The organism is Armatimonadota bacterium, from assembly GCA_022563855.1.
Taxonomy (GTDB): domain Bacteria; phylum Armatimonadota; class Fimbriimonadia; order Fimbriimonadales; family Fimbriimonadaceae; genus JADFMN01.
This window is the reverse complement of the sequence record JADFMN010000002.1, coordinates 339,711-366,674: the sequence shown is the minus strand read 5'-3', so window position 1 is coordinate 366,674 and position 26,964 is coordinate 339,711. Positions and strand designations below refer to the sequence as shown.

General features: G+C 60.0%; 25 protein-coding genes. 6 read left to right on the top strand and 19 right to left on the bottom strand.

All coding sequences use genetic code 11. The features are described from left to right. Positions 1–344: 344 nt before the first annotated feature. The 3 genes from IH944_04130 to IH944_04120 are packed head-to-tail and all read right to left on the bottom strand — an operon-like array spanning position 345 to position 2,466. Positions 345–659, bottom strand: a complete 315-nt coding sequence (locus tag IH944_04130) for an MGMT family protein (GenBank protein MCH7903738.1) — start codon at positions 657–659, stop codon at positions 345–347. Continuing rightward, complete coding sequence (locus IH944_04125) at positions 632–1,795, bottom strand: amidohydrolase family protein (GenBank protein MCH7903737.1); 1,164 nt, start codon at positions 1,793–1,795, stop codon at positions 632–634. Before IH944_04125 ends, IH944_04130 begins: the two co-directional genes overlap by 28 nt. Beyond that, complete coding sequence (locus IH944_04120) at positions 1,792–2,466, bottom strand: prepilin-type N-terminal cleavage/methylation domain-containing protein (protein ID MCH7903736.1); 675 nt, start codon at positions 2,464–2,466, stop codon at positions 1,792–1,794. The genes IH944_04125 and IH944_04120 overlap by 4 nt, the downstream gene beginning before the upstream one ends. A 219-nt stretch (positions 2,467–2,685) precedes the next feature. On the opposite strand from IH944_04120, the gene IH944_04115 reads away from it, so the two are divergent. Both IH944_04115 and IH944_04110 read left to right on the top strand, forming a co-directional pair. Then, a complete protein-coding gene (locus tag IH944_04115) occupies positions 2,686–3,627 on the top strand; it encodes an LCP family protein (GenBank protein ID MCH7903735.1) in 942 nt (313 codons plus the stop codon). Positions 3,628–3,648: 21 nt separating this feature from the next. Beyond that, positions 3,649–4,476, top strand: a complete 828-nt coding sequence (locus tag IH944_04110; protein MCH7903734.1) for a hypothetical protein — start codon at positions 3,649–3,651, stop codon at positions 4,474–4,476. Here IH944_04110 and pckA read toward each other — a convergent pair. Together pckA and IH944_04100 are read right to left on the bottom strand one after the other, a co-directional pair. Beyond that, on the bottom strand, positions 4,473–6,008 hold the full coding sequence (pckA, locus tag IH944_04105) for a phosphoenolpyruvate carboxykinase (ATP) (protein ID MCH7903733.1): 1,536 nt from the start codon (positions 6,006–6,008) through the stop codon (positions 4,473–4,475). The two genes, IH944_04110 and pckA, sit on opposite strands and share 4 nt — an antisense overlap. Before the next feature lie 122 nt (positions 6,009–6,130). Beyond that, positions 6,131–6,778 carry a phosphoribosyltransferase gene (locus tag IH944_04100; GenBank protein ID MCH7903732.1) on the bottom strand — a complete coding sequence of 216 codons (648 nt, stop codon included), beginning with the start codon at positions 6,776–6,778 and terminating at the stop codon, positions 6,131–6,133. A 26-nt stretch (positions 6,779–6,804) separates the two neighbouring features. On the opposite strand from IH944_04100, the gene IH944_04095 reads away from it, so the two are divergent. Both IH944_04095 and aroC read left to right on the top strand, forming a co-directional pair. Further along, positions 6,805–7,098, top strand: a complete 294-nt coding sequence (locus IH944_04095; GenBank protein ID MCH7903731.1) for a 4a-hydroxytetrahydrobiopterin dehydratase — start codon at positions 6,805–6,807, stop codon at positions 7,096–7,098. 19 nt (positions 7,099–7,117) lie between these two features. After that, entirely contained in the window at positions 7,118–8,209 is a 1,092-nt protein-coding gene (gene aroC, locus IH944_04090; GenBank protein MCH7903730.1) for a chorismate synthase, read from the top strand. Here aroC and IH944_04085 read toward each other — a convergent pair. From IH944_04085 to IH944_04050, 8 genes are all read right to left on the bottom strand, one after another. Then, positions 8,175–9,851, bottom strand: a complete 1,677-nt coding sequence (locus tag IH944_04085; GenBank protein ID MCH7903729.1) for a ribulokinase — start codon at positions 9,849–9,851, stop codon at positions 8,175–8,177. The two genes, aroC and IH944_04085, sit on opposite strands and share 35 nt — an antisense overlap. 58 nt (positions 9,852–9,909) lie before the next feature. Next, on the bottom strand, positions 9,910–11,655 hold the full coding sequence (locus tag IH944_04080) for a hypothetical protein (protein MCH7903728.1): 1,746 nt from the start codon (positions 11,653–11,655) through the stop codon (positions 9,910–9,912). 312 nt (positions 11,656–11,967) lie between these two features. Further along, positions 11,968–13,677, bottom strand: coding sequence for a hypothetical protein (locus IH944_04075; GenBank protein ID MCH7903727.1), 1,710 nt, complete (start codon positions 13,675–13,677; stop codon positions 11,968–11,970). After that, on the bottom strand, positions 13,674–14,243 hold the full coding sequence (locus tag IH944_04070) for a prepilin-type N-terminal cleavage/methylation domain-containing protein (protein MCH7903726.1): 570 nt from the start codon (positions 14,241–14,243) through the stop codon (positions 13,674–13,676). Before IH944_04070 ends, IH944_04075 begins: the two co-directional genes overlap by 4 nt. Next, the gene (locus tag IH944_04065; GenBank protein ID MCH7903725.1) at positions 14,240–14,656 is read right to left on the bottom strand and encodes a hypothetical protein; all 417 of its coding nucleotides are present in this window, start codon (positions 14,654–14,656) and stop codon (positions 14,240–14,242) included. Before IH944_04065 ends, IH944_04070 begins: the two co-directional genes overlap by 4 nt. Positions 14,657–14,946: 290 nt before the next feature. Next, the gene (locus IH944_04060; protein MCH7903724.1) at positions 14,947–15,624 is read right to left on the bottom strand and encodes a hypothetical protein; all 678 of its coding nucleotides are present in this window, start codon (positions 15,622–15,624) and stop codon (positions 14,947–14,949) included. After that, complete coding sequence (locus IH944_04055) at positions 15,621–16,148, bottom strand: sigma-70 family RNA polymerase sigma factor (GenBank protein ID MCH7903723.1); 528 nt, start codon at positions 16,146–16,148, stop codon at positions 15,621–15,623. Before IH944_04055 ends, IH944_04060 begins: the two co-directional genes overlap by 4 nt. A gap of 102 nt (positions 16,149–16,250) precedes the next feature. Beyond that, positions 16,251–17,636: an MBL fold metallo-hydrolase gene (locus tag IH944_04050; protein MCH7903722.1), complete on the bottom strand. Its 1,386-nt coding sequence runs from the start codon at positions 17,634–17,636 to the stop codon at positions 16,251–16,253. A gap of 20 nt (positions 17,637–17,656) precedes the next feature. On the opposite strand from IH944_04050, the gene IH944_04045 reads away from it, so the two are divergent. Next, positions 17,657–18,400 carry an MTAP family purine nucleoside phosphorylase gene (locus IH944_04045; GenBank protein MCH7903721.1) on the top strand — a complete coding sequence of 248 codons (744 nt, stop codon included), beginning with the start codon at positions 17,657–17,659 and terminating at the stop codon, positions 18,398–18,400. A gap of 1 nt (position 18,401) precedes the next feature. Then, entirely contained in the window at positions 18,402–19,295 is an 894-nt protein-coding gene (locus tag IH944_04040; GenBank protein ID MCH7903720.1) for a hypothetical protein, read from the top strand. Here IH944_04040 and IH944_04035 read toward each other — a convergent pair. The 6 genes from IH944_04035 to IH944_04010 all read right to left on the bottom strand — a co-directional run bounded on the left by IH944_04035 (position 19,284) and on the right by IH944_04010 (position 26,933). Further along, positions 19,284–19,973: an SOS response-associated peptidase gene (locus IH944_04035; GenBank protein ID MCH7903719.1), complete on the bottom strand. Its 690-nt coding sequence runs from the start codon at positions 19,971–19,973 to the stop codon at positions 19,284–19,286. The genes IH944_04040 and IH944_04035 overlap by 12 nt on opposite strands. A gap of 84 nt (positions 19,974–20,057) precedes the next feature. After that, complete coding sequence (locus IH944_04030) at positions 20,058–20,711, bottom strand: tetratricopeptide repeat protein (protein MCH7903718.1); 654 nt, start codon at positions 20,709–20,711, stop codon at positions 20,058–20,060. A 75-nt stretch (positions 20,712–20,786) separates the two neighbouring features. Then, the gene (locus IH944_04025; protein ID MCH7903717.1) at positions 20,787–20,951 is read right to left on the bottom strand and encodes a redoxin family protein; all 165 of its coding nucleotides are present in this window, start codon (positions 20,949–20,951) and stop codon (positions 20,787–20,789) included. Between the two features lie 18 nt (positions 20,952–20,969). Continuing rightward, entirely contained in the window at positions 20,970–23,225 is a 2,256-nt protein-coding gene (locus IH944_04020) for a hypothetical protein (protein ID MCH7903716.1), read from the bottom strand. A gap of 142 nt (positions 23,226–23,367) precedes the next feature. Next, the gene (locus IH944_04015) at positions 23,368–25,626 is read right to left on the bottom strand and encodes a hypothetical protein (protein ID MCH7903715.1); all 2,259 of its coding nucleotides are present in this window, start codon (positions 25,624–25,626) and stop codon (positions 23,368–23,370) included. A gap of 38 nt (positions 25,627–25,664) precedes the next feature. Continuing rightward, positions 25,665–26,933, bottom strand: a complete 1,269-nt coding sequence (locus IH944_04010; GenBank protein ID MCH7903714.1) for an adenylosuccinate lyase — start codon at positions 26,931–26,933, stop codon at positions 25,665–25,667. Between the last annotated feature and the right edge of the window lie 31 nt (positions 26,934–26,964).

The following is a 26,964-nucleotide window of genomic DNA, read 5'->3' as shown; positions in this document are numbered from 1 at the left end:
AGGGTTAGGGTGAGGGGTTCAAGCTATTGAGCCAAATCCACTGAGAAATCAACCGATGAAATCGAGGTTAGCGTGCCACGGTCAGGCCCGGAGGGTTTGTCCGTGCGATTCTCAATCCCTCTCCCGGCTCATTCGGACTCCGCCAGCCGACAAAATGCCGTGGCCGGGGGAGGTTAGGAGGGGGCCGTGCCCCGGAGGGGGCGTGCCGCTCCTGCGACACCGCGCGCGTCAAGCCGCGCGAACGCAAAGCGCGGTCTCCTGAGCCTGACGAAGGACCGCGCACTCCCAAACCGGACTCTCATGCCCGCTGCGACATTTCCCAATCGACCCTTGACCCTAGACCCTTACGGCTCCCAAAAAGCCGACTGCACGATGAAATCGCCGTCGAACGCCACGCATTCGGCCTCCAAACGCGCGCGCTGATCCAGGGCCATGCGAGGATCGCGCTTGGCGATCGGCAGCTCACCGCGCTTGTTCACGACCCGCCACCACGGAACCCCGTCCTCCGGACAGCTCGCCATCCACCGCCCCACCATGAACCCGGACGCGGGATTCTCCAGCGCGCGTCCGACCGCCCCATAGCTCGCGACGCGACCAGCCGGAATCGACCGGACGACTGCCCAAAGCTGATCTAATTGCGAATGCCCGTGCTCACCCATTCGATACGATCCGGCGCACCCTCGGCGATCAAATCTCCGATATGCTCCGCGTCCTCGACAAGGATCTTGATCAGTGGAGCCGCCTGCCCGACCGCGATATCCCAGCCTTCGAGCCAGACTGACTCCGCACCCATGCATGTGGCCATTCTCCAAACCTCTTCCGGCGTCAGCGGCCCGCCTCGCTCCGCAGCAACGTCTACGGCCGCTCGCATCTCGGCGAACATGTCGATACTCCCCGAACTGGCCGCCGAGTCGAGGCCGAGGCCGACGGAAACGCCAGCGTCCAGCAGTTCGCGAACCGGCGCGCGAGGGCAGTTCAGCGCCTCGTTCGAGCGCGGGCAGTGCGCGACGGTCACGCTCGATTCGGCAATGAGGGCGACCTCGTCGTGATCAACGTCGCAGGCATGCACGAACTGTACGCCCGGCCTCATAAAGCCGAGATCCGACAATAGAGAAACCACGCGCACACCCTGTGGGTGCTCCATCCCGGCGTCGGCGCAAAGCTCGGCGATCGGTCCTCTGCCGAAGCGGAAGTAGTCGTTCTCGTGCACCGATTCCGCAACGTGGATGCTGATGCGCCCGCCGGCCTCTGCAAGAGTCTGGAGCGTCGCGGGATCGACCGACCACGGCGCGTGGGGACTCATGTGTATCTCACCCTTGAACAAGACCGCGTTCTTACGAACGTTTTCAGCGACCGCCTCCAACTTTCGCGCCGGGTCTCCTTGGTCGCCGAATGTTATCACCTCCTGAAAAATGATCCCCTCTGGACCAGACGACGCCAGCGCCTCGCCTGAAAACGGCCGGTCGGAGTGCTCGCATACAAATCCAACCCCGGTCGATCTGTTTTCGGCAGCCGCCAGCAGACAGTCTTCGCGAACAGCTTTAAGGTCCTGCCCGCGCTTCAGCCTTGTCAACGCCGCGATCCAATCAAAATAGGAACTCTCGTCGATCTGGCCGAGCAAGCCCCGGTATTCGAAGTGTGAATGCGCGTTTACGAACGCGGGCGACAAGACGTACGGCTCGGGGGCGCCGTTGTGCGGCCTCAGCTCGTCGATCGTGCCAGACTCGTCGATCACGACCTCGAGGCCGAGCTCAAGGCGTCCATCGATTACGATGCCGTACGGTCGAAGTGTCAAAGCGGTGTTGCCCAGGCCTGCTGGAGAGCGTCATACCGAACGGACCTGACGTGCATGTCGCCGTAAAGAATGTTGTACCGATAGTCGTGCAGCTTGCTTTCGACGAGCGCATTCCCATCGTCGATCATAAGCGCTGCTTTATTCGGATGCCAATGTCCGCCGCCGTCAAACAGCACATTCACCCCGGCGACATCTTCCAACTGGGTCTGGCTCAGACGCCGAAACGTGATTTCCGTCCGGTACATGTAGCTGAGGCCGTACTGCGCGTACATGGTCGGGCTCGCGGGAAACGTCATGTCCGGGTGCGTGTCGAGCACTTGCGATCCAACGTCCGATGGACATTGAAAGACCTCGTAATTTCTGAGATAGCCCTGCAAAAGCTCGTGCATCATCGGCATATCCGGAATTAGCGCCATGAAGTCGGGGTGAGCCGCCCAGATCTCCGGGTGGAGCTTGTCCGCCGCATCCACTGCGTTTGGAAACAGGTCGTCGTAGTCCGCCATGTACAGCAGGATCGCCGTGCCAACCTGCTTTAGGTTGCTCATACAGGCGGTCTGCTTGGCCGCAGCCTTGGCCCTCGCATACACGGGAAACAGGATCGCTGCCAGAATCGCGATGATCGCGATGACGACCAGCAGCTCGATCAAAGTGAACGCACGTTTTGCTCGCATGACAGGTGCTCGCATAGTGTACGCCGCAGAAACCGGCCAGGTGCCAGAATCTGGCGAAACGACTTGCTTGTCAGACCCGTCCAAGAACTGAGATGGTTCGACCGACAATCAATGTTGAACGACCCGAAAACGTAGTTCATTGAACCATCGGCTCGACTGCGGCGTTGAAGATATCGAGTTCGACCGTCGCACGTCGCAATACTACGGATTGGAAACGACTTGAAATTTAGCTGGCCAAAGAGCGACTTACCCTGGAAGGCCGTCCTGAGTTGGGCGGGCTACGGGCTGTTCGTTCTGGCGGTGCTGGTCGTTTCGATAGGCTTTGGCTGGATCAATCAGAGCCCAATAGCCAGAGAAGTTTTCCTTGGACGAGTTTTTGGCGCCAGCGAGCCGCCGGAACACGTATTCTCCGCCGGTGCCATGAACCTGCTAATCCTCGGCGTTGATGAAAACAGGAACTCGGACGGCACCGTATTAGAGAACTCTCGCGTCAGAAGCGACATGATCCTGCTCGCCAGGCTGGACTTCGAGAACAATAGAATCACGGGCGTGTCGATCCCCAGGGACACCCTCGCAACGCCGGAGGGGTACTCCACTCCGCTCAGGATCAACGCGTTCCACGCGATCGGTGGCGCGGAGCTTGCCGCAAAAGCAGTCGAGAGCTTGATCGGAGTGCGCGTCGACCGGACGATTGTCGTTAGCTACAGCGGATTCCAAAGGATCGTGGATATGCTCGGCGGGGTCGAGGTGAACGTGACGAAGGCTCTCAACTACCACGACGACGTCGGCAACTTGCACATAGAATTGGCGAAAGGCAAGCAGCTGCTGAACGGCTACGAGGCGATGGGATACGTTCGGTACCGCAAGGACAGCGATTTTCAGCGCCAGCAGAGACAAAAGCGGTTTCTCACCGCGTTTCGACAACGTGTCAAAGAGCGCTGGACGAAGATTCCGGCGCTGATAGATGAATTGCAGAAGCTGACTGGAGATGCGTTCACCGACGAAGAGCTCGCCGCTCTTTTCAACTTCGGCCACGGCCTGTCCAACGACAGTATTCGCCTCGGAACGATCCCGGTTTGGGAGGCGGAAAACTACGACCTAGTCGTTGACTCTGCGTCGCTCGAAAAGACCTTGAAGGAGTTCGAACTGCTCTCTTCTTAACGAGCGGGATGCAGGTTTTACATGATCCCGTTCAGCATCCCGAACTACGACGCTGACGAGCCGGACAGCTCAAAGAGCCGCGGTAGCGGATACACGTCCCGCAAGGACGTCAAGTGGATCGCCGTCATAATCGTCACCTTTCTCGTCATCAGCTATCCGGTATACAAGGCGTTTGCCGAGCAGAGGGACAAGCACGTCTGCTCCACATACCTCAAAGATATCGGCCAAGCTACCTTGCTTTACGCCGCACAGAACGGCGACCGGCTGCCTCCGCTGTATGCAGTCGGTAGCGGCGGCTCTCCCGCGCTGTACGACGGGCTGCCGCAGGTTTGGGCATCTGTGCTGGCCGACTACACGAACTCGAGAACTGAGTTCCGATGTCCGTCGGCGACGGACGAAGAGACGATGAAAGCCATCGACCTATCTGCGAGCGACGGGCCGATGGAGCTGACGTACGGCATGTACTCCGCGATGTCCACAAAGCAGCCCTTGCTGCTCGCTGCGACGAATGAGACGCTGCTCTTCGTCGAGACGTCAAACTATGGGGCGGGAGACACGTTCAACCCAGTTCCGTACACGACGAGTACGGGCGTCGAAGTGCCGTTTGACGCCTTTTCTGTCGCTTATAACACGGGCAACTTCGGCTTCGACTCAACGACGCAGTGGGTGACGCGACTGGCGTTTCGCGCCGCCGGAACATCTGGATACCTCGGCGCAGACGTGAAAGGCAGGCATGGGCAAGGGCTGAACATGATTTACGTAGACGGCCACCGCGGGTTGTTGCATCCGGAACAGGCAGAGGTCAAACACCTCTCGCCGGACTTGCTCGACCTGTGGCAAACGCGCTAAGAGTACTTTTCGAAGTTCTCGTCGAACATCGATTGCAGCTCTTTGGCCTTCAGATCGTAAGCATCGCCATCGGACCACGTGTTTCGCGGCATCAGAACTTCGGTCGGCACTTCGGGGCACGTCGTCGGCACGGACAGCCCAAAGATCGGATCAACCTCGTACTCGACGCTGGCCAGAGCGCCGCTGAGCGCAGCGTTGACCATGGCCCTAGTGTAGGCAAGGCTCATTCGGCTGCCGACGCCGTACGGGCCTCCCGTCCAGCCCGTGTTGACCAGCCATACGCTAGCGCGGTGCTCGGCAATCTTCTTCTTGAGCAGCTCCGCGTAGACTTTCGGCCGCAACGGCAGGAACGGCTGGCCAAAGCACGTCGAGAACGTCGCCTGCGGCTCGGTCACTCCGGCTTCGGTGCCCGCGACCTTGGCGGTGTATCCGTTCAGGAAGTGGAACATCGCCTGTTCCGGCGTCAGCTTGGAGATCGGCGGAAGAACGCCGAACGCGTCCGCGGTGAGAAAGATGATGTTCTTCGGGTGGCCGCCGACGCTCGGTAGGACAGCGCCCTCGATGTGCTCTAGCGGATAGGCGCAGCGCGTGTTCTCCGTAATCGACCCGTCGTCGTAGTCCGGCCTCTTTTGGTCGTCCAGCACGACGTTCTCCAGCACCGATCCAAACTTGATCGCGTTGTAGATCTCCGGCTCGCCCTCCTTGCTGAGCTTGATGCACTTGGCGTAGCACCCGCCTTCGAAGTTGAAGACGCCTTTGTCGGTCCAACCGTGCTCGTCGTCTCCGATCAGCCTGCGGTCCGGGTCGGCCGACAAGGTCGTCTTGCCGGTCCCCGACAGCCCGAAGAACAGCGCCGTGTCTCCGGCTTGGCCGATGTTGGCAGAGCAGTGCATGCTCATGACGCCCTTGAGCGGCAAGAGGTAGTTGAGGATCGTAAAGACGCTCTTCTTCATCTCGCCCGCGTACATCGTGCCGAGGATGACGACGGTCTTGCGTGCGAAGTCGAGGGCGATCATCGCGTCCCGCTCGACACCGTCTACTGTGCGCTTGTACGTCTCAGACCCGAGGTCGACGATCGTCCACTCAGGACTAAAGTCGGCAAGCTCTTCATCTGTGGGCCGTATCAAGAGCGACTTGATGAACAGCGCGTGATAGGCGTTCTCGACGATGATCCGAACGGCGATCCTGTGGTCTGGGTCCGCTCCGCCCCACGCGTCGACGATATAGATGTTCTTATTGGGCAAGGCACTGTTGACCTGGCCCAAGATCGTGTCGAACTCCTCTGGCGTTATCTCGGCGTTGTTGTCCCACCAGACGTTGTCTTCCGTCGACTCGTCGCGGACGACGCGCTTGTCCTTGGGAGTTCTCCCTGTGTACTTTCCCGTGTACGCGACGAGCGCTCCGCCTGCCGAGAGCACCCCGTCGCCGTTCTTGATCGCGTGCTCGACGAGCTCTGCTGTCGTTAGGTTGCGGCTGACTGACTTGGCGGCCTGGAAACCTACTTCGCCTTCGGTGACGCTGGGAGAACTCATTGCTGGATTTCCTCGTCCGGCTGCCAGGGTACGTTTCGCCTTGGCGACGCGGCGCGAATCTGGCTCACAGTATACGTTGGTCGCTGGCCTAGCTTGTGACCTCTGCCAAGATGCTCGACGGATCAGCATCGGGCGTTGCGAAACCGTTCGAGAACGTCAACGACCTCGTCGGCTTCGACAGGGCGGAAACGGCGATAGAACTGCCCTACGGCGTAGAACACGAACGGCACTGACACCGTCACGACTTCGTCCACTCCCTCCTCCCTCTCGATCCGCTTCCTGCCGACGACGGACGCGACCGGAGCCGCGAAAACGAGCTTTTGCGCCCCTCTGCCGGCGACCGCCCGCACTGCGGCCTGGGCCGTCCTGCCAGTCGCAAGCCCGTCATCGACGACGATGACGGTACGATCCGTTAGACAAGGCAGTTCGCGCCCTCCTCGAAAAAGCTCGATCTGGCTTTGCATCTCCGCGAGCGTGCGGGCCTTCTGCCTCTCCCAGTCGTCTTCGCTCAGACCAAGGCCTTTGAGCGCCTCTTCGTCGCGCACTTCGGCGCAGTGCTCGGAGACAGCGCCGATCGCGAACTCCCTTTGTTGCGGGGCTCCGACTTTCCGAGCGACCAGAACGTCGAGCTCTGCATCCAAGAACCGCGCTACCTCCGCCGCCACCGGGACTCCGCCTTTGGGCAGACCAAGCACAAGAGTCGAACGTCCTTTATACTCTTCGAGAAGTCCAGCGAGCTGTTCGCCAGCGTCGATGCGGTCTCTGAACATCCTTTGCTTGGTATCCTCTCTCCATCATGTCAGATTTGTCCTATGAAAGACTCCCCGACGATGAGATCAAAAACCGGGTCGCGCAGCTCGACGGCTGGAGCGTCGTTGACGGGATGCTGACCAAGGAGTTCTCATTCGGCTCCTATGCTGCAGGCGTCGTGTTCGGTTCGGCGGTCGGACACACAGCCGACGGGCTGAACCACCATCCGGACCTGCTGATCGGGTACCAAAAGGTCCGGGTTTCCGTGCTGACGCACGATGCCGGCGGGCTCACCAGTTACGACTTTGAGCTGGCCCGGCGCGTCGATTCTATCGCTTAGTCGGTAGACTCGAACGTGAATGTCCAGCACCTTCGGCACGGTCTTTCGCGTCACGACCTTCGGTGAGTCCCACGGTCCCGCGGTCGGGGTCGTCGTTGACGGCTGCCCGCCCCGCCTGCCGCTGGAGCTTGGTCAAATACAAGCCGAGCTGGACCGCAGGCGACCAGGGCAAAGCTCGATTACCACACAGCGCAAAGAGCTGGACGAAGTGGAGGTTCTCAGCGGACTTCTCGACGGCGTAACTCTCGGCACGCCGATCGCCATGCTGGTCCGCAACTCGGATTCACGCTCACGCGACTACGAGGAGATGCGGACCAAGTATCGACCGTCGCACGCCGACTTTACGTACGACATGAAGTACGGCGTGCGCGCTTGGTCGGGTGGCGGCCGTGCATCTGCGCGCGAGACCGTTGGCCGAGTCGCCGCTGGGGCGGTCGCCAAAGCGCTTCTCAAAAGCCGATGGGACGTGGAGGTCGTGGCGTGCGTCACCAAAGTTCACGACGTTGAGGCGACCATCGATCTTGAGACCTTGCAGCTGGCCGACGTCGAATCAACGATCGTGCGGTGTCCTGACGCGAATATTGCCGAGAGGATGATCGCCAAGATCGAAGATGTGCGAAAAAAGGGCGACTCGGTCGGAGGCATCGTGTCCTGCGTCGTTCGCGGCGTACCGGCGGGATGGGGCGAGCCGGTTTTCGACAAGCTGGAGGCGGACCTTGCGAAGGCTCTCTTGAGCATACCGGCGTGCAAGGGGTTTGAAGTCGGGAGCGGATTTGCGGGCACCGATCTGACCGGCAGCGAACACAACGACCCGTTTCGGTCGGACGACCAGGTTTCGGCGTACACGACGACCAACTTCAGCGGAGGGATCCAGGGCGGAATCAGCAACGGAATGCCGATCACGCTCCGCGCAGCGTTCAAGCCGACAGCAACGATCCTGCACGAGCAAGATACGGTGACTACCGAATTTGAGAACACTACGCTCAAGGGCCGAGGGCGGCACGACCCGTGCGTCCTGCCCCGCGCCGTGCCGATCGTCGAGGCGATGGTCGCGCTCGTGCTGGCGGATCACGGGCTCAGGCAGGACGCGATCGCTGGCGAATCTCGATGAGCCGCTTCATCACGTGGTGCAAGCTGCCTGCCGATTTCGGGCGACCGAACGCGTCGTGCAAGTCGATGTAAAGCGCATACAGCTCTCGATACGTTTCTTGCGCCGCCTCGACTGGCCGATAGATCTCGCGAGGGCTGCCCGTCATCGCCTTGATCGCCAGATCTGTGTTAGAGTGCGCACCTCCTACGACCGCTCCGAAGATCGCCGCGCCAAGCGCACATGTCTCCTGGCTGCGACTGACCTTGATCGGCCGCCCCAAGACGTCGGCGTAGATCTGCAGAACGAGCGGGTTCTTGTCAGCGATGCCGCCACACACGATCATCTGCTCAACGGGCACCCCGACTTCCTCGATCTGTTGAATGATCTTGAGCCCGCCGAACGCAGTGGACTCGATGAGCGCGCGATAGATCTGCGCCGGGGTCGTGCGCAACGTCTGGCCGACGAGGAGCCCTGTCAGAAGAGGGTCGGCAAGAACGTTCCGGTTGCCGTTGTTCCAATCGAGCGCCAGCAGACCGCTGCTGCCTGGCGTAATCTGAGCGGCGGCCTCCGTCAGATCGTCGTGCCGCATGCCACAAGACCGGGCGTACCAGTCGAACAGGTCTCCCACCGCCGCCTGGCCGGCCTCGATCCCCAGCATTCCCGGAATGACGGAGTCGTGAGCAACCCCCGCAACGCCTTCGATATCCGGGACCGATCCATCGCTCGGCCCCACGAGGATGTCGCATGAGCTAGTCCCCAGAATCTTGACCATCGTCCCTGCCACGATGCCGCTACCAACAGCGCCTGCGTGCGCATCAATGATCCCGACAGCGACCGGCGTATCTTTCGGAATCCCCGTTTCTGCTGCGCAGGCACCAGAAACTCCGCCAGCGGCTACGTCGCAAGCGAAGACACCGCCCGTCATGCTGTCGTGCAAGCGCGCGAGCCGGGGGTCGAGGCCGCTGAGGAACTCACGGTCTGGATAACCGCCCCATTGCGGATTGAACATGGCCTTGTGCCCCGCCGCGCACGCGGATCGCTTTACCGAAGCAGGAACGTCGATGCCACAAAGATGTGCGGCTATGAGGTCCGTCTCTTCCAGCCAAGTCGCGCTGGCGTCGAACACGACTGGTGAAGTCCGCGCACAGTGAAGCGCCTTGGACCAGAACCACTCGGATGAATACGCCCCACCGAACTTAGCCAAGTAAGGTCGCCCCTCAGCCATGGCGAGCGCAGTGATTTCAGCGGCCTCGGCGTGAGACGTATGGTCTTTCCACAGCCAGGCAAAGGCTGCCAAGTCGTCCGAGAACTTCGCGTCGAAACAGAGCGGCCTACACCCGGCGTCGACCGGCACTGGTGTCGATGCCGTCGCATCGAGCCCGATCCCAACGATCGCCGTAGGATTTACTCCAGACGACGCGATCGCAGCGTAAATGGCCTTGCTCGCACCTAGAAACCAATCGCGCGGGTCTTGCCGTGCGAGGTTCGGGTCATCGGAGACGAGAACGCCACCCTCACCTTGCGGGAAATCGCACGCCCCAACGCCGGCCTCCGAACCATCGTGACAGTCGACGATCAGAGCGCGGACGCTACCGGTGCCGAAGTCGAGGCCGAGGGCGAAGGAGGGGCTCGATGTCACCCTATGATCGTACCCTTGCGACATAACAGAGCGGGCTCATCCGTTGTGGAAGAGCCCGCTCCAGTCTGCGAGACGTGAAAGGCTAATCTCCTTTTCGCTCGCGCCAGTTCTTCAGCTTGATCGTGATGAACTGCACGTCACCGGGCATCCCTGGCGGCATGTTGTCCACCAGGGTCGGCACCTGCCAGATATTCGGTACGTTCTTGCCCATATCGAAGAAGTTCGCAACGAACGTTCCCAGGATGTTGTTCTGCTTCGGGCTCCTCACTGTGCCTTGCGCGTAAAAAGCTCCTGCCATCGACAGCTGCGAATCTCCATTGCCTGTGGCGAGATTCATATTTCTTCCAGCGATGATGCCGAGGCTTGTATCTGTCGGGAACACATAGCCAACCTCGGGCAAAATGTCGTTGCCGATGTACACGTCCCGGGTTACGTAAAACGTACCGGAACCAGTGTAGCGCAGTCCGGCGAGCCCGTCGATCTCGAAATTGCCATCTATCTTGATGATGCCGTTGATATCCAACCTACCAGGTGTAACATTGTTGCCGTTTCCGCTTCCAGGCATATATGTGATTGAATTGCCGTACAGATCCGGCCCGTAGGAGAACGCCTCAGTTGAGCCGTCGATTTCGTCAAGCGGGATCGTCATCGAGCGATTGTCGAGGTACAGCTTTTGGTTGTCCCAAAGCACGCCGAACTCGTCCATGAACTCAGGCGCCCACAGCCCCTCGATATACGGAAACACGATTCCTAGGTGGCCGAGATCGTAGCCGTGCCCTGAACCGTTGTCGCTGAAGACGCTGCTCGCGCCCTGGTTTCCGCCGAATCCGTCGCTGACGTAGACTCCGGCCAGCGCTCCTTTGCTGGTGCCGCCGTCGGGGTCGTAGTTCTGTCCGGCAGTCGCGGTGCCGCTGAGGCCCATCAAGCCGTGCTTGATCCTCAGGTCGGCCTCCAGGGTTTCCTGACCGTTGATGATTTGGAGCGCCGGTATCAGTGCCTCGAGCTCGACCGGCATGCCAGAGTAGTTGTTGCCGATCAAAGCGCCGCCGGACATGTTGCCGCTGAAGTCGGTGGTTGCGATCGGCGGATCGTAAAATCCGTTCCAGTTCGTGTCGTCGTAAGGCTCTGCCGAGTTCCACACGCCGTCGCCGTTCGCATCGGCCCAAGGCTCGCCTGGATCCCAGACGCCGTTGCCATTGACGTCGTCGTAAACCTCTTCGCCGTCCCACTGTCCGTTGCCGTTCAGGTCGGAGAACGGCTCACCGTCGCCGAGTATGTGAACGCCGCCGCGGATGTCGACGTTGCCCTCGATCGATCGACCGCCAGCACCGGTTCCCGCGAAGATCGCGTTGTTCCAAATCGAAACATCCTTGGTTGTGACCAGCGACCGGATGCTGGACGTCTTGCCCCTGTAAGTGGCGGTACTGGTAAACCAAGCTCGAGTCGGCACGCTCATCGGTTGCACGGTCAGGATCGCCGTGGCGCCCGGTGTAAGATCGTTCGCAAGGTCGGTCATGTCGAACGCTTCCGGATAGAAGTTGCCGTTCTCGTCCTTCACCTCTTCATAGCTCTGAGCGACCATGTACTCCATGATCGTCTGCGCGACCTGCAGCGAGAGCATGCTGCCCTTCTCGTTGGTCGACCGCTTGAGCGAGCCCATGGCCATGCCAGCGAGGCTGAGCATGAGGGTGATCGCGACGAACATCATGAGCAGCACTACGATGGACGTGACGCCGCGCCTGCGGAAGGCTCTTATGGAATGCCGCGCATGACTGCCGCTGGTCTTCGCCAGCGGGGAGCCGGACTGGTCGTGAACGTTCTGGCGCATATACATGGTTTTGGCACCTCGCGGGACTGGTAGTAGACCTGTCGGTCGGTCACCGATCCGCAGTGTCTCGTGAAGTTCCGCCAAGTGCCACGAGGGCGTGCTGCTACTCGGTTATTCCATGTATTACACGTTTCGCTTAGGTAGTCGCACCGGGGTTGACCACGGCTTTTATGCGGGATTTTCGGGATCGCTCGCGGCCTGGCACGAGCATCATGTTGGGCAGGTTGCCGTAGCAGTCAGCTGGACGGACAGGCGGGGGGGGCTGACCTCGGCTCCGTCTCCCCTTGAGCGAGGGCGACGGAGCGCAAGAGGCTAGTTGCCAGTAACCGGAACGTTGGGCACCATGCGATCGCGCCAGTTGAGTATCTTCATCGATATGAACGGCTCGTCGCCAGGCATGGCGGGCGGCATGTTCTTCGCCAGTTGGGGAACCTGGTAGATGTTGGGGACGTTCGAGCCCATGTCGAAGTAGTTGGATACGAACGTTCCGGCGATGTCGTTCTGCTTCGCGCTCCTAATCGTGCCTTGCGCGAAGAACGCGCCGACCATCGCGAGCTGCGAATCACCGCCTCCCGTTGCGAGGTTGATGTCGTGCACGGCGATCATTCCGAACGACGTGTCGGTCGGAAAGATCAGGCCAGGCAGGGGCAGCAAGCTGATGTGGACGTTGATGTCCTCGGTCGCGTAGAGCGTGCCGTTGCCTTCGTACCGGAGCTCACCGAGTTTCTTGCCGAAATCGAAGCTGCCTTCGATCTTGATGATCCCATCGATGAGGATCGTCGGCGGTGGGGTCGGAAATCCGGTAATCGGGTCGGGGGGTCCTCCGAGGGTGTACCTGAATCGGTTGCCATCGCTGTCGGAGTAGTCGAACGGGGCCGTAAATTCGTCGAAAAGGTTCACAGGCACGGTCAGGGAGTTATTATCCAGGTACAGCCCGTGCGTTGCCCAGGCGATCCCGTCTTCGTCAATGTATTCTTCTGCCCCGAGCCCTGTAATGAACGGGAATTTGAACTCCAAGTGATCAAGGTCGTACGGCTCACTGGCGCCGTTGTCGCTGAACACTGAGAGCTTCCCCAAATCGCCCGAGAAACCGTCGGTGACGAACACGCCATCCATATATCCCTTGCTCGAACCGCCGTCGGGGTCCAATGGGTCGCCGATCGTAGCAGAACCTGACAGACCGACGAGCCCGTGCCTGCCACGGAACACGGCCTGTAGGGTCTCACGTCCATTGATGACTGGCAAAGGCGGCAACATCGCCTCTATTTCGGGCGGAATCTCAAAGTAGTTGTTCCCTATGTGCGCTCCGCCTCCGAACTCGCCTGAAAACTCCGTCGAGGTGATCGGCTTGTCATAAAAACCGTTCCAGTTCGAGTCGTTGTACGGCTCGGCGGAGTTCCAGACGCCGTCGCCGTTGCTGTCGACCCAAGGCTCGCCAAAGTCCCAGACGCCGTTGCCGTTGTCGTCGCTGTACAGCTCGGCGTCGTCGCGAACGCCGTTGCCGTTGAGGTCGGAGAAGTACTCGCCCTCGCCGAGGATGTGCACGGAGCCTCGTATCTCGACGTTGCCGTTGATCACCTTGCCGCTCATCCCAGTGCCCGCGAAGATCGCGTTGTTCCACATAGAGACATCCTTCATCGCAACGAGTACTCGTACGCTCGAGTTCTTGCCGTTGTAGGTCGCGTGGCTCGTGAACCACGCTCGGCCGGGAACCCCGGTCGGCTCGACGGTGACAAATGCCACCGCTCCGGGAGTCAGCGAGTCGGCCAGGGCCGACAGATCGAACGTATCAAGAGTGAAGTCGCCGACGACGTTATTCTTTGCAAATTCATAGCTTTGACTCAACTGGTACTCCAGCGCGGCTTGTGCAATGTTGAAGGTGAGGCCGGAGTCTCTTTCGTTGGACGACCGCGTGACCGTCCCCATCGACATACCCGCCAAGCTGAGCAACAGGGTCGTCGCCACGAGCATAATCAGAAGTATCGCGATGGATGTGACGCCGCGCTTGCAGAAATTTCTCATATGCTGTTCCTTATGATCACGGTCGTCTTCATGCGGACGTAGCGCTGCTTGCCGAGCACCTGGTCCTGCGTGATAAAGTTGATCGTCAGCGCCCTTCGCGATCCGATGGTCGTCAGTTGGAACGGGGCGTAAATCTGGTTGTACTGGCTCGAGTCCGGCTCCGGATCGATCAAGACGATGTTCTCGACGAGCTCTCTATCGGCATTGCCCCCACCCCTGCTGATCAGCTGACCGTTCTCGATAACGAACCAGCGCTCGATTCCGTCCGACGTCAACGGGTCGACAATCTCGAGCTCGCCGGTGACGGGATCGGGGACGTTGGACAGGAGAGGCATGAAATACCTGACCGTGTTTCCACCATCAAGAATCTCCATGCTGTAGGCGCCCTTAAGGGAGGTCGCCACGCGCTGCATTCCAAGCGCGTTCTCCGTCGTCAGGTCGATGTCTGTCCGCGTCTGGTAGAAACTCCTCATCGTCGAAGTGTAGACGGCCATCGCACCGACGATCAAGAGACCCATGATCGTCATTCCGACCAACAATTCGACTAGTGTAAAACCTTTTCTCATCCTCTGAACGCTCCTATGACCGTTCCTGTCTGGACCGTCTGCAGCTCACCTGACTTCGACCTGTAGTCGAGCTTGATGTCGACCCTCTTCGACCCGTCTGCAAGCGTCGTGATCGTTAGGTTGCCGTTGGCGTCGTCGAGCACCTGCGCCGGACTGTACATCGAGGCCTCGTCGAGAGGTATGTGCGTGAATGAGTACGGCTGGAGGGTCTGTCCCGCGTCGATCAGGTTGAGGCTCTCGAGCACTTGGCCATTGACGTCGTCAGCACCCAGCATCTGGATGTGTTCGATCAGCCTGGTCGTCATCTGAACGGCTTTCGTTTCGTCCGAGCTCATCATTTCGCCCCGCTTGATTACGGGGTACAGAGACATGAGGGCCACTGTCGCAAGGACGAGCATGAAAATACCCAGCATCACGTCAATAAGGAGTGCTCCCGTTGTACGCCGCCTCATGAGATTCGCGCGTTCCGGTCTACGCCTATTCATTTTTCCTGGTACCTAGATTCGAACTGCTCGGTCGGGCCACGACTGGTTCGGCTGGTGATCAGCCCACATCAAATTGGATTCTCACCGCCTTATCAAGTTGGCCATTCCGCATTAGTGGCCGTCATACACCGGCAATAGGACGGGTTCTGTCGATTCCATGCGGTCGGAAGCTGGCGGCCAGCCAGGACAATTCCCCCTAGGCGAACAGAGAATCGGGATCAGCGATAGATCGGAAGACAGTTGGTCGCTGCTTGGGCAACCTGCCACCGAACGGCCTCGTCTCCGCCTGATACCTGGATCGTCAAATCCTCGTGATCGAACTCAATTTCGTCGCTAACGTAGTACAGCACGTTATTCCTGTCAAAGATCGTGCACACTCCCTTGTCCGACTTGACTCTAACGTACACATGGACGGTTTCGCCGTCCACGATGTAGTCGAAACACGCCCACTCTTTGCCGCAGTGCACGCCCTCGAAGTCTGCTACCTCGCCCAGCTCGAACGTCGGAAGATCGAGGCCGCTGACCGGAGTAGCCCACTGGACGGCCAGTTCGACGCTCGCAAAGCGCCTCACGTCACCGTCGCTCCTGCCTCCGAGCGGGCCGTTCTGCCACGCGAATAATGCCAGTACCAGCACCGCCGCGGCAACTGATCCGAACACCGCTATCTGTCGGCCAGACCATGACGCGCTGCGCCCTACGATCTCGCGCAGAATACGCCGCAATCGACTGAACGGCACCGGCTCGCGCATGCCGGCCTGCCGGATCATCCGTCTAAACGAGCGAAGCCCTTCAAGCTCCCGGCGAGCACCATCATCCTTCTTCAACATCGATTCTGCTTCCTTCATCTCTTCGGGGCTCAACAGCCCGTCATCGTACATCTGCCAGTCGATTCTCATGGATACACTCCTTCTAGCTGGCCTTCCACCGGCTGCAAACGGTTCCGCAGCATCGCGCGAGCGCGGAACAACCTCGAGCGAACGGTGCCTATCGGCACGTCCAAGGCCTCGGATGCTTCCTGGTAGGTCAGTTGCTCGACGTCGCAAAGTTGCACTACAAGCTGGTAGATATCAGGCATCTGCTTCAACTCGTCCAAGACTCGATCGGCCTCCATTTTCCAACTCAGCTCGTTCCAGACCGTGTCGTCCGGCACCTCGTACGCGTTCGGCTCGTCGAGGGACGGTTCGTGACGCTCGGATCGCAAAGTCATCAGACGCTCGTTGCGCAAGATTCGGATCAGCCAGCTCCTAAGGTGGCGACCATCGAATCGATGCCACGCCTGATACGCCTTGATCAAAGTCGTCTGCACGATATCCTCAGCCTGTTCTTGGGTCACGCCCATGCGGCGGGCAACCCGGTACAGCACGGCCAACTCACCTCGAACCGCGCGTTCAAAATCAGTGCTGTTGCCTAGGAACTGCATCAGCACATCCAAACCCGATAGACACTGTGCACCACTCTATACAAATGAAGCCCGGCGACGGAGAGTTCCCACCGGCGTACCACGACTGGGCACGATTCCAGGTCAATCCAGCTCGAAACTCTGACCGTGCCCCGGTATTTCGACCGGCCAGCCGAACTTCTCCTCTATCCTTCTTTTCAGCTCCTTTTGAACACGCAGCTCGCCGTGGACCAAGTACGTCGTTCTTGGCGGTTCTTGAATCGACTCCAGCCACCGCAGCAGCTCGCTGTAATCCGCGTGGGCCGACAGCGAGTCCAAACGCTCGATGCGCGCGTTGACTTCGACATTGTGGCCGAACAGCCTGATCTGTTTCGCACCTTCGATCAGGTCGCGCCCCCTCGTCCCCTCGGCCTGGTATCCAGTGAACAGCAACACTGTTGAAGGGTCTGGCAGGCGGATACGGAGATGATGGACGATCCTGCCTCCGCTCAGCATGCCGCTGCCGGCGATGATCACCATCGGCCCCTTCTCTTTGTTCAGCGACTTCGACATAGCTCTGTCGCGAACGAAACGAACCAGGTCTGGCTTGAGCGGCGTTTCGCCCTTCGCGAGCCGGACCTTCATCTCCTTGTCGTGATCCTCCTTGTGAGTCGCGTAGAGCAGGGTCGCCGCCGTCGCCATCGGACTATCGACGTAAATCGGAATCTTCGGAATGCGTCCTTCTTCCGTCAGCTCATGAATGTCCCATAGCAGCTCTTGCGTCCGGCCGATCGCGAAGCTCGGAACGAGCACGACCGACTTGTTCTGAACAGCTTCTATAAACAGCCTTTCCAACACCGGTTTCGCCTCTCGGTCACTGTGCAGCCGGTTGCCGTAAGTGCTCTCCATCACGAGGTAGTCGGCGGTGTAGACCGGCGAAGGATCCTTGATGATCGGCCTGTCGTACCGCCCGACGTCGCCGGACATCACGAGCAGCTTGCCGTCTGGCAGCGTGATCTCCGCGATCGCCGCGCCAAGGATGTGGCCGGCAGGCAGCAGCCGCACGGAAGCTCCGCCAGGCAGCTTCTGCGGCACGTGGTACCGAACCGGCTTCAGCAGTTTCAGCGCCCGCATAGCGTCCGCTTCTGTGAACAGCGGTTCAGCAGGTTCGTGCCGCGAAGTTCTGTGCCTGTTGTGGTACCGAGCGTCCTCTTCCTGGATGCGGCCTCCGTCGGGCAGGCTGACCTTCGCGATCGAAATAGTGCCGGGGGTCGCATAGACCGGCCCGCTATACCCTTGCCGGACGACGCGCGGCAAGAACCCCGCGTGGTCTGTGTGGGCGTGGGTCAGCACGATAGCGTCCAGGCTCGTCACATCTACGGGGAACGGCTCCCAATTCCGCGCTCTGATCTCCCTCCGCCCTTGAAAGAGGCCGCAGTCGATCAGGATCTTCTTCTTCCCCAAGGTCAGCAGGTGCCGCGAGCCTGTGACGGTCTGAGCAGCCCCGTGGAACGTGATGCTGCGCGCCATGGCCCATTATGCCGCACGGTATGATTCGTCTCGTGTTGCGCATAGACGTCGGATTGATCGGCGGGACAGGCATCGGCACCCGACTGGCCGCGTTGGACGGCACGCCTCTGCACGTACCGACCAAGTTCGGCGTAATGCGTTGCCGACTCGTCGAGCTATCTGGAGCCAGCGTCGCGGTAATCCAACGGCACAGCACAGGACACAAAGTACCGCCACACGACGTCAACTATCGCGCTCTGGCCGCCGGCGCCCAGAAGCTGGGCATTACGACCTGCCTCTCGAGCGCCGCAGTCGGATCGTTGCACGAAGAGTGGCCGGTCGGAACGCTCGCCGTCTGCACCGACTTCCTCGACTTCTCCGGGCGGACGCAGACCCTTTTCGACAGCGAAGTCGTTCACACCGACTTCACCGATCCGTTTCCGGCGAGCCGACTGCTCTTGAGCGCTTGCCAGAACTTAAAGGTCGAAGCAAAGGAGAGCGCTGTCTACGCGTGCGCCAACGGTCCGCGCTACGAAACGCCGGAGGAGATCAAGCGGTACGCGAAGCTTGGCGCGGACGTTGTCGGCATGACTGCGGCGACCGAAGCTATCGCGCTCGGCGAGGCAGGAATTGCGTACGGATGCCTGTCCGTCGTCACCAACCTTGCGGCGGGACTTAGCGCAACGCAGTTGCAGCACACAGACGTAACGAGCGCGATGGAGAGTTCCGGCGAATCGGTAACCGACGTGCTGTGCGAGGCCGCGCGGCTGGCGGCAGAGGAATAACATGGAGGTATCGCGCCGAACGCTTGTTCTTGCTCTCGCCCTGACTCCCGGGATCGGCGGCAAGTCGATCACGCGAATCATGACGCGCAACGACCTTCTTGGGCGCGGCCAGGACGAGTTTCTCAGGCTGGGAGAGGAAGCGCTGCGCGAAGAGTATCGGCTCGGCGCGAGGGCTGCGGCCGAGTGGGCCAGCAAGGCCAGCGAAAGAATCGCCGCCGCCGACCAGTTGCTCGCGAAGCTGGACGGCCACTCAGTGACGATCGTCACGGCTGCGGACGCCCATTACCCCAGGCGAATCGAGGCGATGGACAGCGATCCGCCCGGCGTGCTCTTCCTGTACGGCAACGTCAGGCTTCTGGACGCCAACACGTTCTGCGTTCTGTCGTCTCGAGGCTCGTCTGAGCAGGCGCTCAGCTTGATCGAAAAACTCACGGAGCAGGGCGTCTTGGACGCAAAGGTGCTCGTCACCGGCCACGACACGCCCGAGTATCAGCGCGCGGCAGTGGTGCCGCTGCGTTGGGGCGCGCCTCGTGTGCTAGCGCTAGACAAAGGGTTCTTCGAGGCGTTCGGCGAGGATCTGAAGGAAGAGCCGTTCCCCGCCGCACGACTCTGGAGGTACGAGTTCGATCCCACTACCGATCTGGCCGTCACGAGCATCGGCCCGGAGCAGAGCTACCACCGAAACGCGAACCGGCTGCGCGACCGGCTGGTCGCAACGCTGTCGCAGTCGCTGGACTTCGTGTGCGTGAACAAAGGCGGCAACATGGAGCGCCTGGCCAGGATCGCGCTGAAGGTCGGGCGCAAAGTCCGGGTCAGCGAGTTGGCAGAGATGCAAGACGCGCTCGCCGCCCTCGGCGCTGCGCGGTTGCCCGCGACGATCGACTCAGTCAGCTAGCCCGGTCAAAGTTTCCTGCACGGAGACCCTGGCGATGCACTCCGGCCCACTCAGCCGCAGACTGTTCATGGCCGAAGAGACAGGATACGATCTCATTTGTTCTGACGAAAACGGGGCGAGCAACCGTTGCAGTCGATCCGTATTCTTGGTAAATGAGCCGAGCCACTCGTCGTAGTGCCGTCGCTCGATGATCACTGGCATCCTGTTGTGCAACTTGCTTACCAACTCGTTCGCCGTCGTCGTGATGATGGTAAACGTCTCCAGTGCGCCGTTGACCCCCTCCCAGTACTCCCACAGACCGGCGAGCGCAAACGGGTCGCCCGAACGCATGTGAACGTAGTGCGGCTGTTTGCTGCCCTTCTTCCCCGTCCACTCGAAGAACCCGTTGCAAGGAACAAGGCATCGCCGGGCCTTGAACGCCGCCCGAAACGTAGGCTTTTCGCTCAGCGTCTCAGCCCTGGCGTTGATCATTTTGTTGCCCATCGCGGGATCCTTCGCCCAGCTCGGCACGAGCCCCCACTGTTGAAACCTGAGCGTGCGCGCACCATCGCTTCGAAGCACGATCGGCACGACGTCTGTCGGCGCTATGTTGTACTGCAGCGCAAGATCAGGCACAGCCGTAATTCCGAATTCGTCTTTGATAATCTTGCCGCTGAAGAACGCGAATCTTGCACACATACTCAAGCCTGCTGATAAAAGAGGACGGCCTCGCCTGACATTCTACTATCAGACGAGGCCGCTGGTTACGGTGATCGTGGCTCGCTAGCCGCCGCCGCGCTCTGCTGCCCGCTCGCGGGCCATCTGTTCGCGCTGCCAGCCCCAATCGATCGTCGGGTGGAACTTCTCCGGGTACTCGAGGTGCCAAATCTGCTTGCGGATCAAGTAGTTGGTAGGATCGAGCTTCAGAGCGTTCTTGATGATCGCAAGGGCCGCTTTCTTTTCGCCCTGAGCAAGCGTGCAGGAACCCAGCGCAAACATCGCGCTTGCGTTCTTCGGCAGCAGCTTGACGGCTTTTCCGAGATACGGCATGGCTTCCTTCGCGCGGTCTTGCCGCAGCAAGATCTTGCCAAGCTCAAGGTTCGCCTGTCCGTTGCTGGCGTTGGCTTTGAGCTGCTTTTTCAAGTTGGCTATTCGCGTCTTGTCATCGACCGGCTTGCTCCGTTCGCCAGCCTTGACGGGTGGACGGTCGAGGAAATCATCGACGTCCTTGATGATGTTCGACCTGTTGACGTCGAACCCGCCGAGCCACTTCTTGATGATCGTTCCAGACTCGTCGATGAGCCATCCGTTCGGAACTACCTTGAAACCCCATGCGTCGCCCATCGCGTTCTGAGGGTCTACGAGAGTTATGTACTTTGCTCCCGCACCCGCGTATAAATCCTTGACGTCAGCGATGCCGCCGACGTCCATCGCCACCGCGACAAAAACGTACTCGTCGCTGTCGTGCAGTTCGTTGAAGGTCTGCCACCCGGGCAGTTGTGCGCGGCAGCCTCACCAAGACGCCCAGTTGAACAGGACGAGCTTCTTGCCGTGGAACTGGGAGAGCGACACTGACTCTCCCTTCATGTTCAAGAGGGTCACGTCTGGAACCTGCTGTCCAGGACCGAGTTGCGCTTGACCGACTGCAATCGACGCCAACAATGCTACTACCACCATACTTCTCCTAATGCCATTCTACTCCGGCGGTTCGATTCTTTGATCGCCGCCGAACCCCATCATCATCATACTTGCGAACGGCGACTTGGCGATCAAGGCCTTGAAAGCGCTGACTTCCGCGGCGAATTCAGGCGGAAGATTGGTCAACCGCACTACGCTCGCGCCAGGTTCGAGCGAGTCATCGTTGAGCGTGCGGGTCATCACCGCTTCTTGCGACAGGTGAAACACGATCTCAAGCTTGTTCCGCACTCCGATTTTGAAACTTCCGAGTTCTGGGATTCCGATGTCCTCACCGGCCTCATCGGCCGCATCCATCATGAACTGGATGAAGGCGATCTCCTCTGCGCCGACGCTTTGGAAGAACGCCATCTCCCCGATCGCGGGATTTTCGCTGACCGCAAGTCCACCCGTTGTCACGTTGATCGTGATCGAGCCGGCACCAGGCAGGCCAGCCGGCATCACCTCCGTCGGCTCGCTGAGGTACGTCGCACCCCCACGCCCCGCCATTTGCCGAGCAAACAACCGGTCGAACGGCGTCATGGTTCGTTCTTTCGCAAGCTGTTGGAGCGGCATCAAATTGGCATCCGTGCCGTACGCCATCTTTGAGACTTGATTGCGCGCCGCTGTGCCGAGCTGGCTGAAGTTGATCGAGCCGCCACGCATTAGGCTCTGCTTGACTCCGGCGCTCAACATGCCCCAAAGCCGAAGGGTCTCCCAAAGCCCCTCGCCAGCCATCATGTTCTGTTCGGTCGGATGCCCGCTGAGATAAATCGCTTGCGCAGCGTGCGTCTTGGAGGCTTCTTCGGACATCTGGCTGGCTAGGAACGCCATGTCGTCCAGCGAGGCGTAACCTCTTGCCTTCACCCTGGAGACATAGGTTTGAACGGCGGCACGGTCTACCCGTTCGTTCAACGACTCCACCGGTCGCGCGGGCATGAGGGAGTACCAGTCGCCGTCGAGCATCGTGTCCACATCGCGAACGCCTTCTATGATCGCCAAGACGGTGCGGACGGTGGTCGTTCCTTCGGACAGCGCCAAGCGAGAGATATCAAGATCGTCCGGGACGTTCGCCACCAAGTTCCAGCCCTTCGCCTTGGCGACGGCTAGAAGGCCGTCGGATTCGGCGAACGCCAGCGGTTCGTACTGAACCGGCGACATGATCACTTGGAGCACGTCCGGCGCGATCTCGGGCAAGTCCTCTTCGAACGAGAATCGCTGAGTCGCGCGCGCGACCTTCACTGTCATGTCACGGAACGTTACTAGCGCGGTGTCGGTTTCGTCGACTTCTTCCTCACCCTCGTCTTCCTCGGCCTCGACCTCGTCGCCCGTCATCGCCGCTAATTCCTCAAAGTCGAAATATTGCGAGCCCAAGCTCATCTCTTCTGACAGCAGCACGTTTCCGTTTGCATCGAGCAGCGACAGGCTGACCGAGGTTCCCGAGAACATACCGAACATCCCCGAAGATCCTTGCTCAACTACGAGCAGCGCTTCGGCTACAGAAGCATCGATTAACTTCGGCACTTGACCGGCCGTCATCATCTCAAAGAACGCCGAGTCGATACCCATTTCGGAGAACTGATCCAGCATCGCCAGCCGTTCCTGCTCCCGTTTCTCGGCAGTGCTCCGAAACCAAGTATTGTGCTCTTCCACCAACGTGTTGAGAACTGAGTTGACCACATTGCCGGTGAGCGATCGCTGCATCCGGTTCGGCGAGGTCGAGTAAACGATCCGTTGACCCTCATCGAGAGCGGCGACGTCTGCCGCTCGCAACAGGCCGGTCAATCGCGCCACAGCCATGCTGCCGGGCGTCGACATCGGGCCATATGGGCCAAACATCATGTTCGCTCCCGTCCCGTATTCCCGTTCGCCGGCTTCCTGAAGTTGCTCTTGTATTTTCGTGATCGATTGTTGAATCGCAGCAGCTCTTTCCCGCTGAGCCTCTCGCGCCAGTCGCCGCCTTAGCGGCTGGTCCGGCCTCAGAGTTCGTCGACCGTCGCTCTCCTTCGTCCACCTGGACGAAGTGACTGTCGCGATCCGGTCGAGAAGCTCTTCGAGCGGCACATCTACAACGTGCAAGACCAGGACGTGGCTCAGGGCGTCCTTCGTGACCTCAAGCTGCTCGCCAGTTTGAGCCGCGATATCTGCGATCACCTTGTCGGCGGTCTTCGCGACGGTCGAGTACGTTACGGTCTTAGACTCGGTCTGGGCAGAGCAAACCGTGCCGATGCCAAGCGCGGCGACGGCGAACATGACGGAGAGGCCTCGAATTCTCATCTCACGTAATTCTACAACCTTTCCGGCCGGTTGGTTGCCTATCTTGGCGCGTTTCTAAGATGGTGTTCCAGGCTAAAAACTTCCTCTAGCTGCTCCACGGGTTACGCTCGTTCGGCATCACGCTACTGTTGCCAAGCTTCTCCTAATGGCCATCGTACTCCGGCGGTTTTGCCCCTTGAGCGCTACCGAACCCCATCATCAGCATTGTCACGAACGGTGACTTGGCCAGCACAGCCTTGATCGCATTGACTTCCGCGGCGAAATCAACCGGCAAATCGGTCAGCCGCACGACTCTCGCGCCAGGCTCGATCGAGTCATCGTTCAGCGAGCGAGCCATCACCGCCTCTTGTGACAGATGAAACATGATCTGCAATTTGTTCCGCGTACCGATCTTGAACGTTCCCAGATTTGAAATCCCCATATCCCTGCCAGCTTTGTCTGCTAGATCCTGCAGGAACTGAGTCGTTGCAATCTCTTCTGCGCCCACGGCTTGGAAGAAACCCATGTTGCTGGAACCGCGCTTTGCCATCACTGCGAGTCCGCCCGATGTCACGTTGATGCTGATCGAGCCCATAGCAGGAAGGCCCTCCGGCATGACCTCCGTCGGCTCGTTAAGATAGCTTGCTATGCTCTGCCCCGACATTCTGCGTGTAGCGAGCCGATCCCACATCGTCATGCCCCGCTCCTCTGCCAACTGTGCGCGCGGTATTAAGTTAGCGCCGCTGCCGTACACCATCTTTGAGACTTGATCGCGCGCCGCTGTGCCGAGCTGATTGAAGTTGAGCGACTCGCCTCGCAGCAGGCTCTGCTTGACTCCGGAGCTTAGCAAACCCCAGAATCGCAGCGTCTCCCAAAGCCCCTCGCGGCCCACACTCGTCAAGTCCATCGGATGCCCGCTGAGCCGAATTGCTTGCGCCGCGTGCGTTCTGGAAGCTTCTTCGGACATTCTGCTGGCAAGGAACGCCATGTCGTCCAGCAATGTGTAGCCTCTTGCCCGCACTCCCGAAACATACGTTTGCATCGCTGCACGGTCAAGACGTTCCGTCAACGACAAAACCGGGTTGGCGGGCACGAGGGAGTACCAATCGCCATCGAGCATCGCTTCCACGTTGCTGTCGCCTCCTATGACCTCCAAAACGGTGCCGACGGTGGTTTCCCCCTCTGCCAGCGCCAGACGTGAGAGGTCGAAGTCGTCCGGCACGTTCGCGACCAAGTTCCAACCCTTCGCCTTAGCGACGGCCAGAAGGCCGTCGGATTCAGCGAACGACAGCGGTTCGTTCTGCACTGGAGACGTGAAGATTTTGAGTACGTCCGGCGCAATCTCGGGCGGGCCGCCCTCGAACGAGAATCGCTGAATCACACGCGCGACCTGCACGGAGATATCACGGAACTTCACAGGCGCGGTGTCGGATTCGTCGACCTCTTCGTCACCCTCGCCTTCCAACTCGCCGCCCGACGTCGCCGCCGATTCATCATTGTCAAAAGATGACGAGCCCAAGCCCATCTCTTCTGACAGCAGCACGTTGCCGGTTGCATCGAGCAGCGACAGGCTGACTGAGATTCCTCCGTTCCAACCTAGTTGCCCTGGTGCACCCCGCTCAACTACGAGCAGCGCTTCGTCTACAGAAGAATCGATTAGCTTCGGTTCCTGAGCATAGATCGTCATCATGAATATCGCTGCTGCCTCCCCCGTCAGAACGAGTTTCTTCTCTATCTCAATCCTCTCTTCTTCGCGCTGCTGTGCCGTGCTGCGATGCCAGGCATTGTGCTCAGCCACCAAATTGTCGAGGATCGAGGTGACCGCGTTGCCACCGAGCGATCGCTGCATCCGGTTCGGCGAAGTCGAGTAGACGATTCGTTGACCGTTTTTGATCCCTGCGATATCCGCTGGCCGCAGTAGCACGGTCAATTTAGCCAGAGCAACGCTTCCCGGCGTCGACATCGGGCTGATTCGGCGAAACATCGTGTCCGTCCCGGCCCCGTACTCCTGTTCGCCGGCTTCCTGCAGCTGCTTCTGTATTTTCGTGATCGATTGTTGAATCGCAGCGGCTCTTTCCTGCTGAGCCTCTCGCTCAAGACGCCGCCGCAGCGGCTGGTCCGGCCTCAGAGTTCGTCGACCGTCGCTCTCCTTCGTCCACCTTGACGAAGTGACAGTCGCGATCCGGTCGAGAAGCTCGTCGAGCGGCACGTCTACGACGTGCAAGACCAGGACGTGGCGCAGAGCGTCCTTGGTTACCTCCAGCTGCTCGCCAGTTTCAGCCGCGATATCTGCGATCACTTTGTCGGCTGTCTTTGCGACGGTCGAGTACGTCACGGTCTTAGACTCGGTCTGGGCAGAGCAAACCGCCCCCAAGCCAAGGGCGCCGACGGCGAACAGGACGGAGAGGCCTCGAATTCTCATCTCACCTAATTCTACAACCTTTCCGGCCGGTTGGTCGCCTATCGTGGCGCGTTTCTAAGATGGTGTTCCAGACTGAAGACCGCCTCTAGCTGCTCCTCGTCCAGGTTCGCGCTAACCTCAGGATCCGTAGCGACGCTCGCCCTGAAGTCCTGGCCGTCCCACGCCTTTTCGGCGTTCCGCTGGGCGATTCTGTAAGCCTGTTTTCGCCCCAGGCCGCTCCGAATGAGCGCAGTCATCAGGTGCTCGCTGTAAATGAGGTCGCCCATCTTACGCATGTTCAGCTCCATGTTCTCCGGCTTCACGATCAGCCCGGACAGGATGCTCTGCACCCGCACCAGCATGAAGTGTGCGAGGTGGCACGAATCCGGCAACACGACCCGCTCGAGGCTGCTGTTGGTGAGATCGCGCTCGTGCCAAGTGGCGACGCCCTCGAGCATCGCGTGCGCGTTCGAGCGCAGCAGCCGCGACAGCCCGACGACCGTCTCGCTGCTCCACGGGTTGCGCTTGTGCGGCATTGCGCTGCTGCCGGTCTGCCCGCTTGCGAACGACTCCTGCACCTCGAGAATTTCCGTTCGCTGTAAGTTCCTCAGCTCCGTCGCGATGCGCTCCAGCCCTGCGCCGAGCAGCGCAAGAGTGTTCAAGAACAGCGCGTGCCGGTCGCGGTTGATGATCTGCGTGCTGACCGGCTCCGGTTTCAATCCCAGCGATTCGCATACGCGCTTTTCCATCTCTGGCGACACGTGCGCGTGGATACCGACCGCGCCGCTGACCTTTCCAAAAGCGACCTGCTCCCGGACGTCTTCGAGCCTTTGCACGTTGCGCTGAAGCTCCTCCCTCCACGACGCACACTTGAAGCCGAACGTGATCGGCTCGGCGTGGATGCCGTGTGTGCGACCGATCATCGGAGTGTTGGCATGCTCCTTCTCTAGTCGCTTTATCTCTGCGCCGAGATCCTTGCCCGATTTGATGAGCACGTCGCACGAGTCGCGAAGCATCATGCCGAGCGCGGTGTCGATCACGTCGTAGCTCGTGACGCCAAAGTGAATCCACCGACCGGCGGGGCCGATGCTCTCGTCGAGATTGCGAACGAACGCAGCGAGGTCGTGCCGCGTCTCCTTCTCGATTTCGTCGCACCTTTTCAGGTCGAACGCCGCGCTCTCCTTGATCTGCCGCAGGTCCTCTTCGGGGATCGTGCCATCTTCGGCGTGCGCCTCGCAGATCGCGATTTCGACCTCCATCCAGCGTGCGTACTTCGCCTTGCGGCTCCAGATTTCGGACATCGAGGGCGTCGTGTAGCGGTCGATCATCGGCACCCTTATCGTACCCCTTGGTACACTG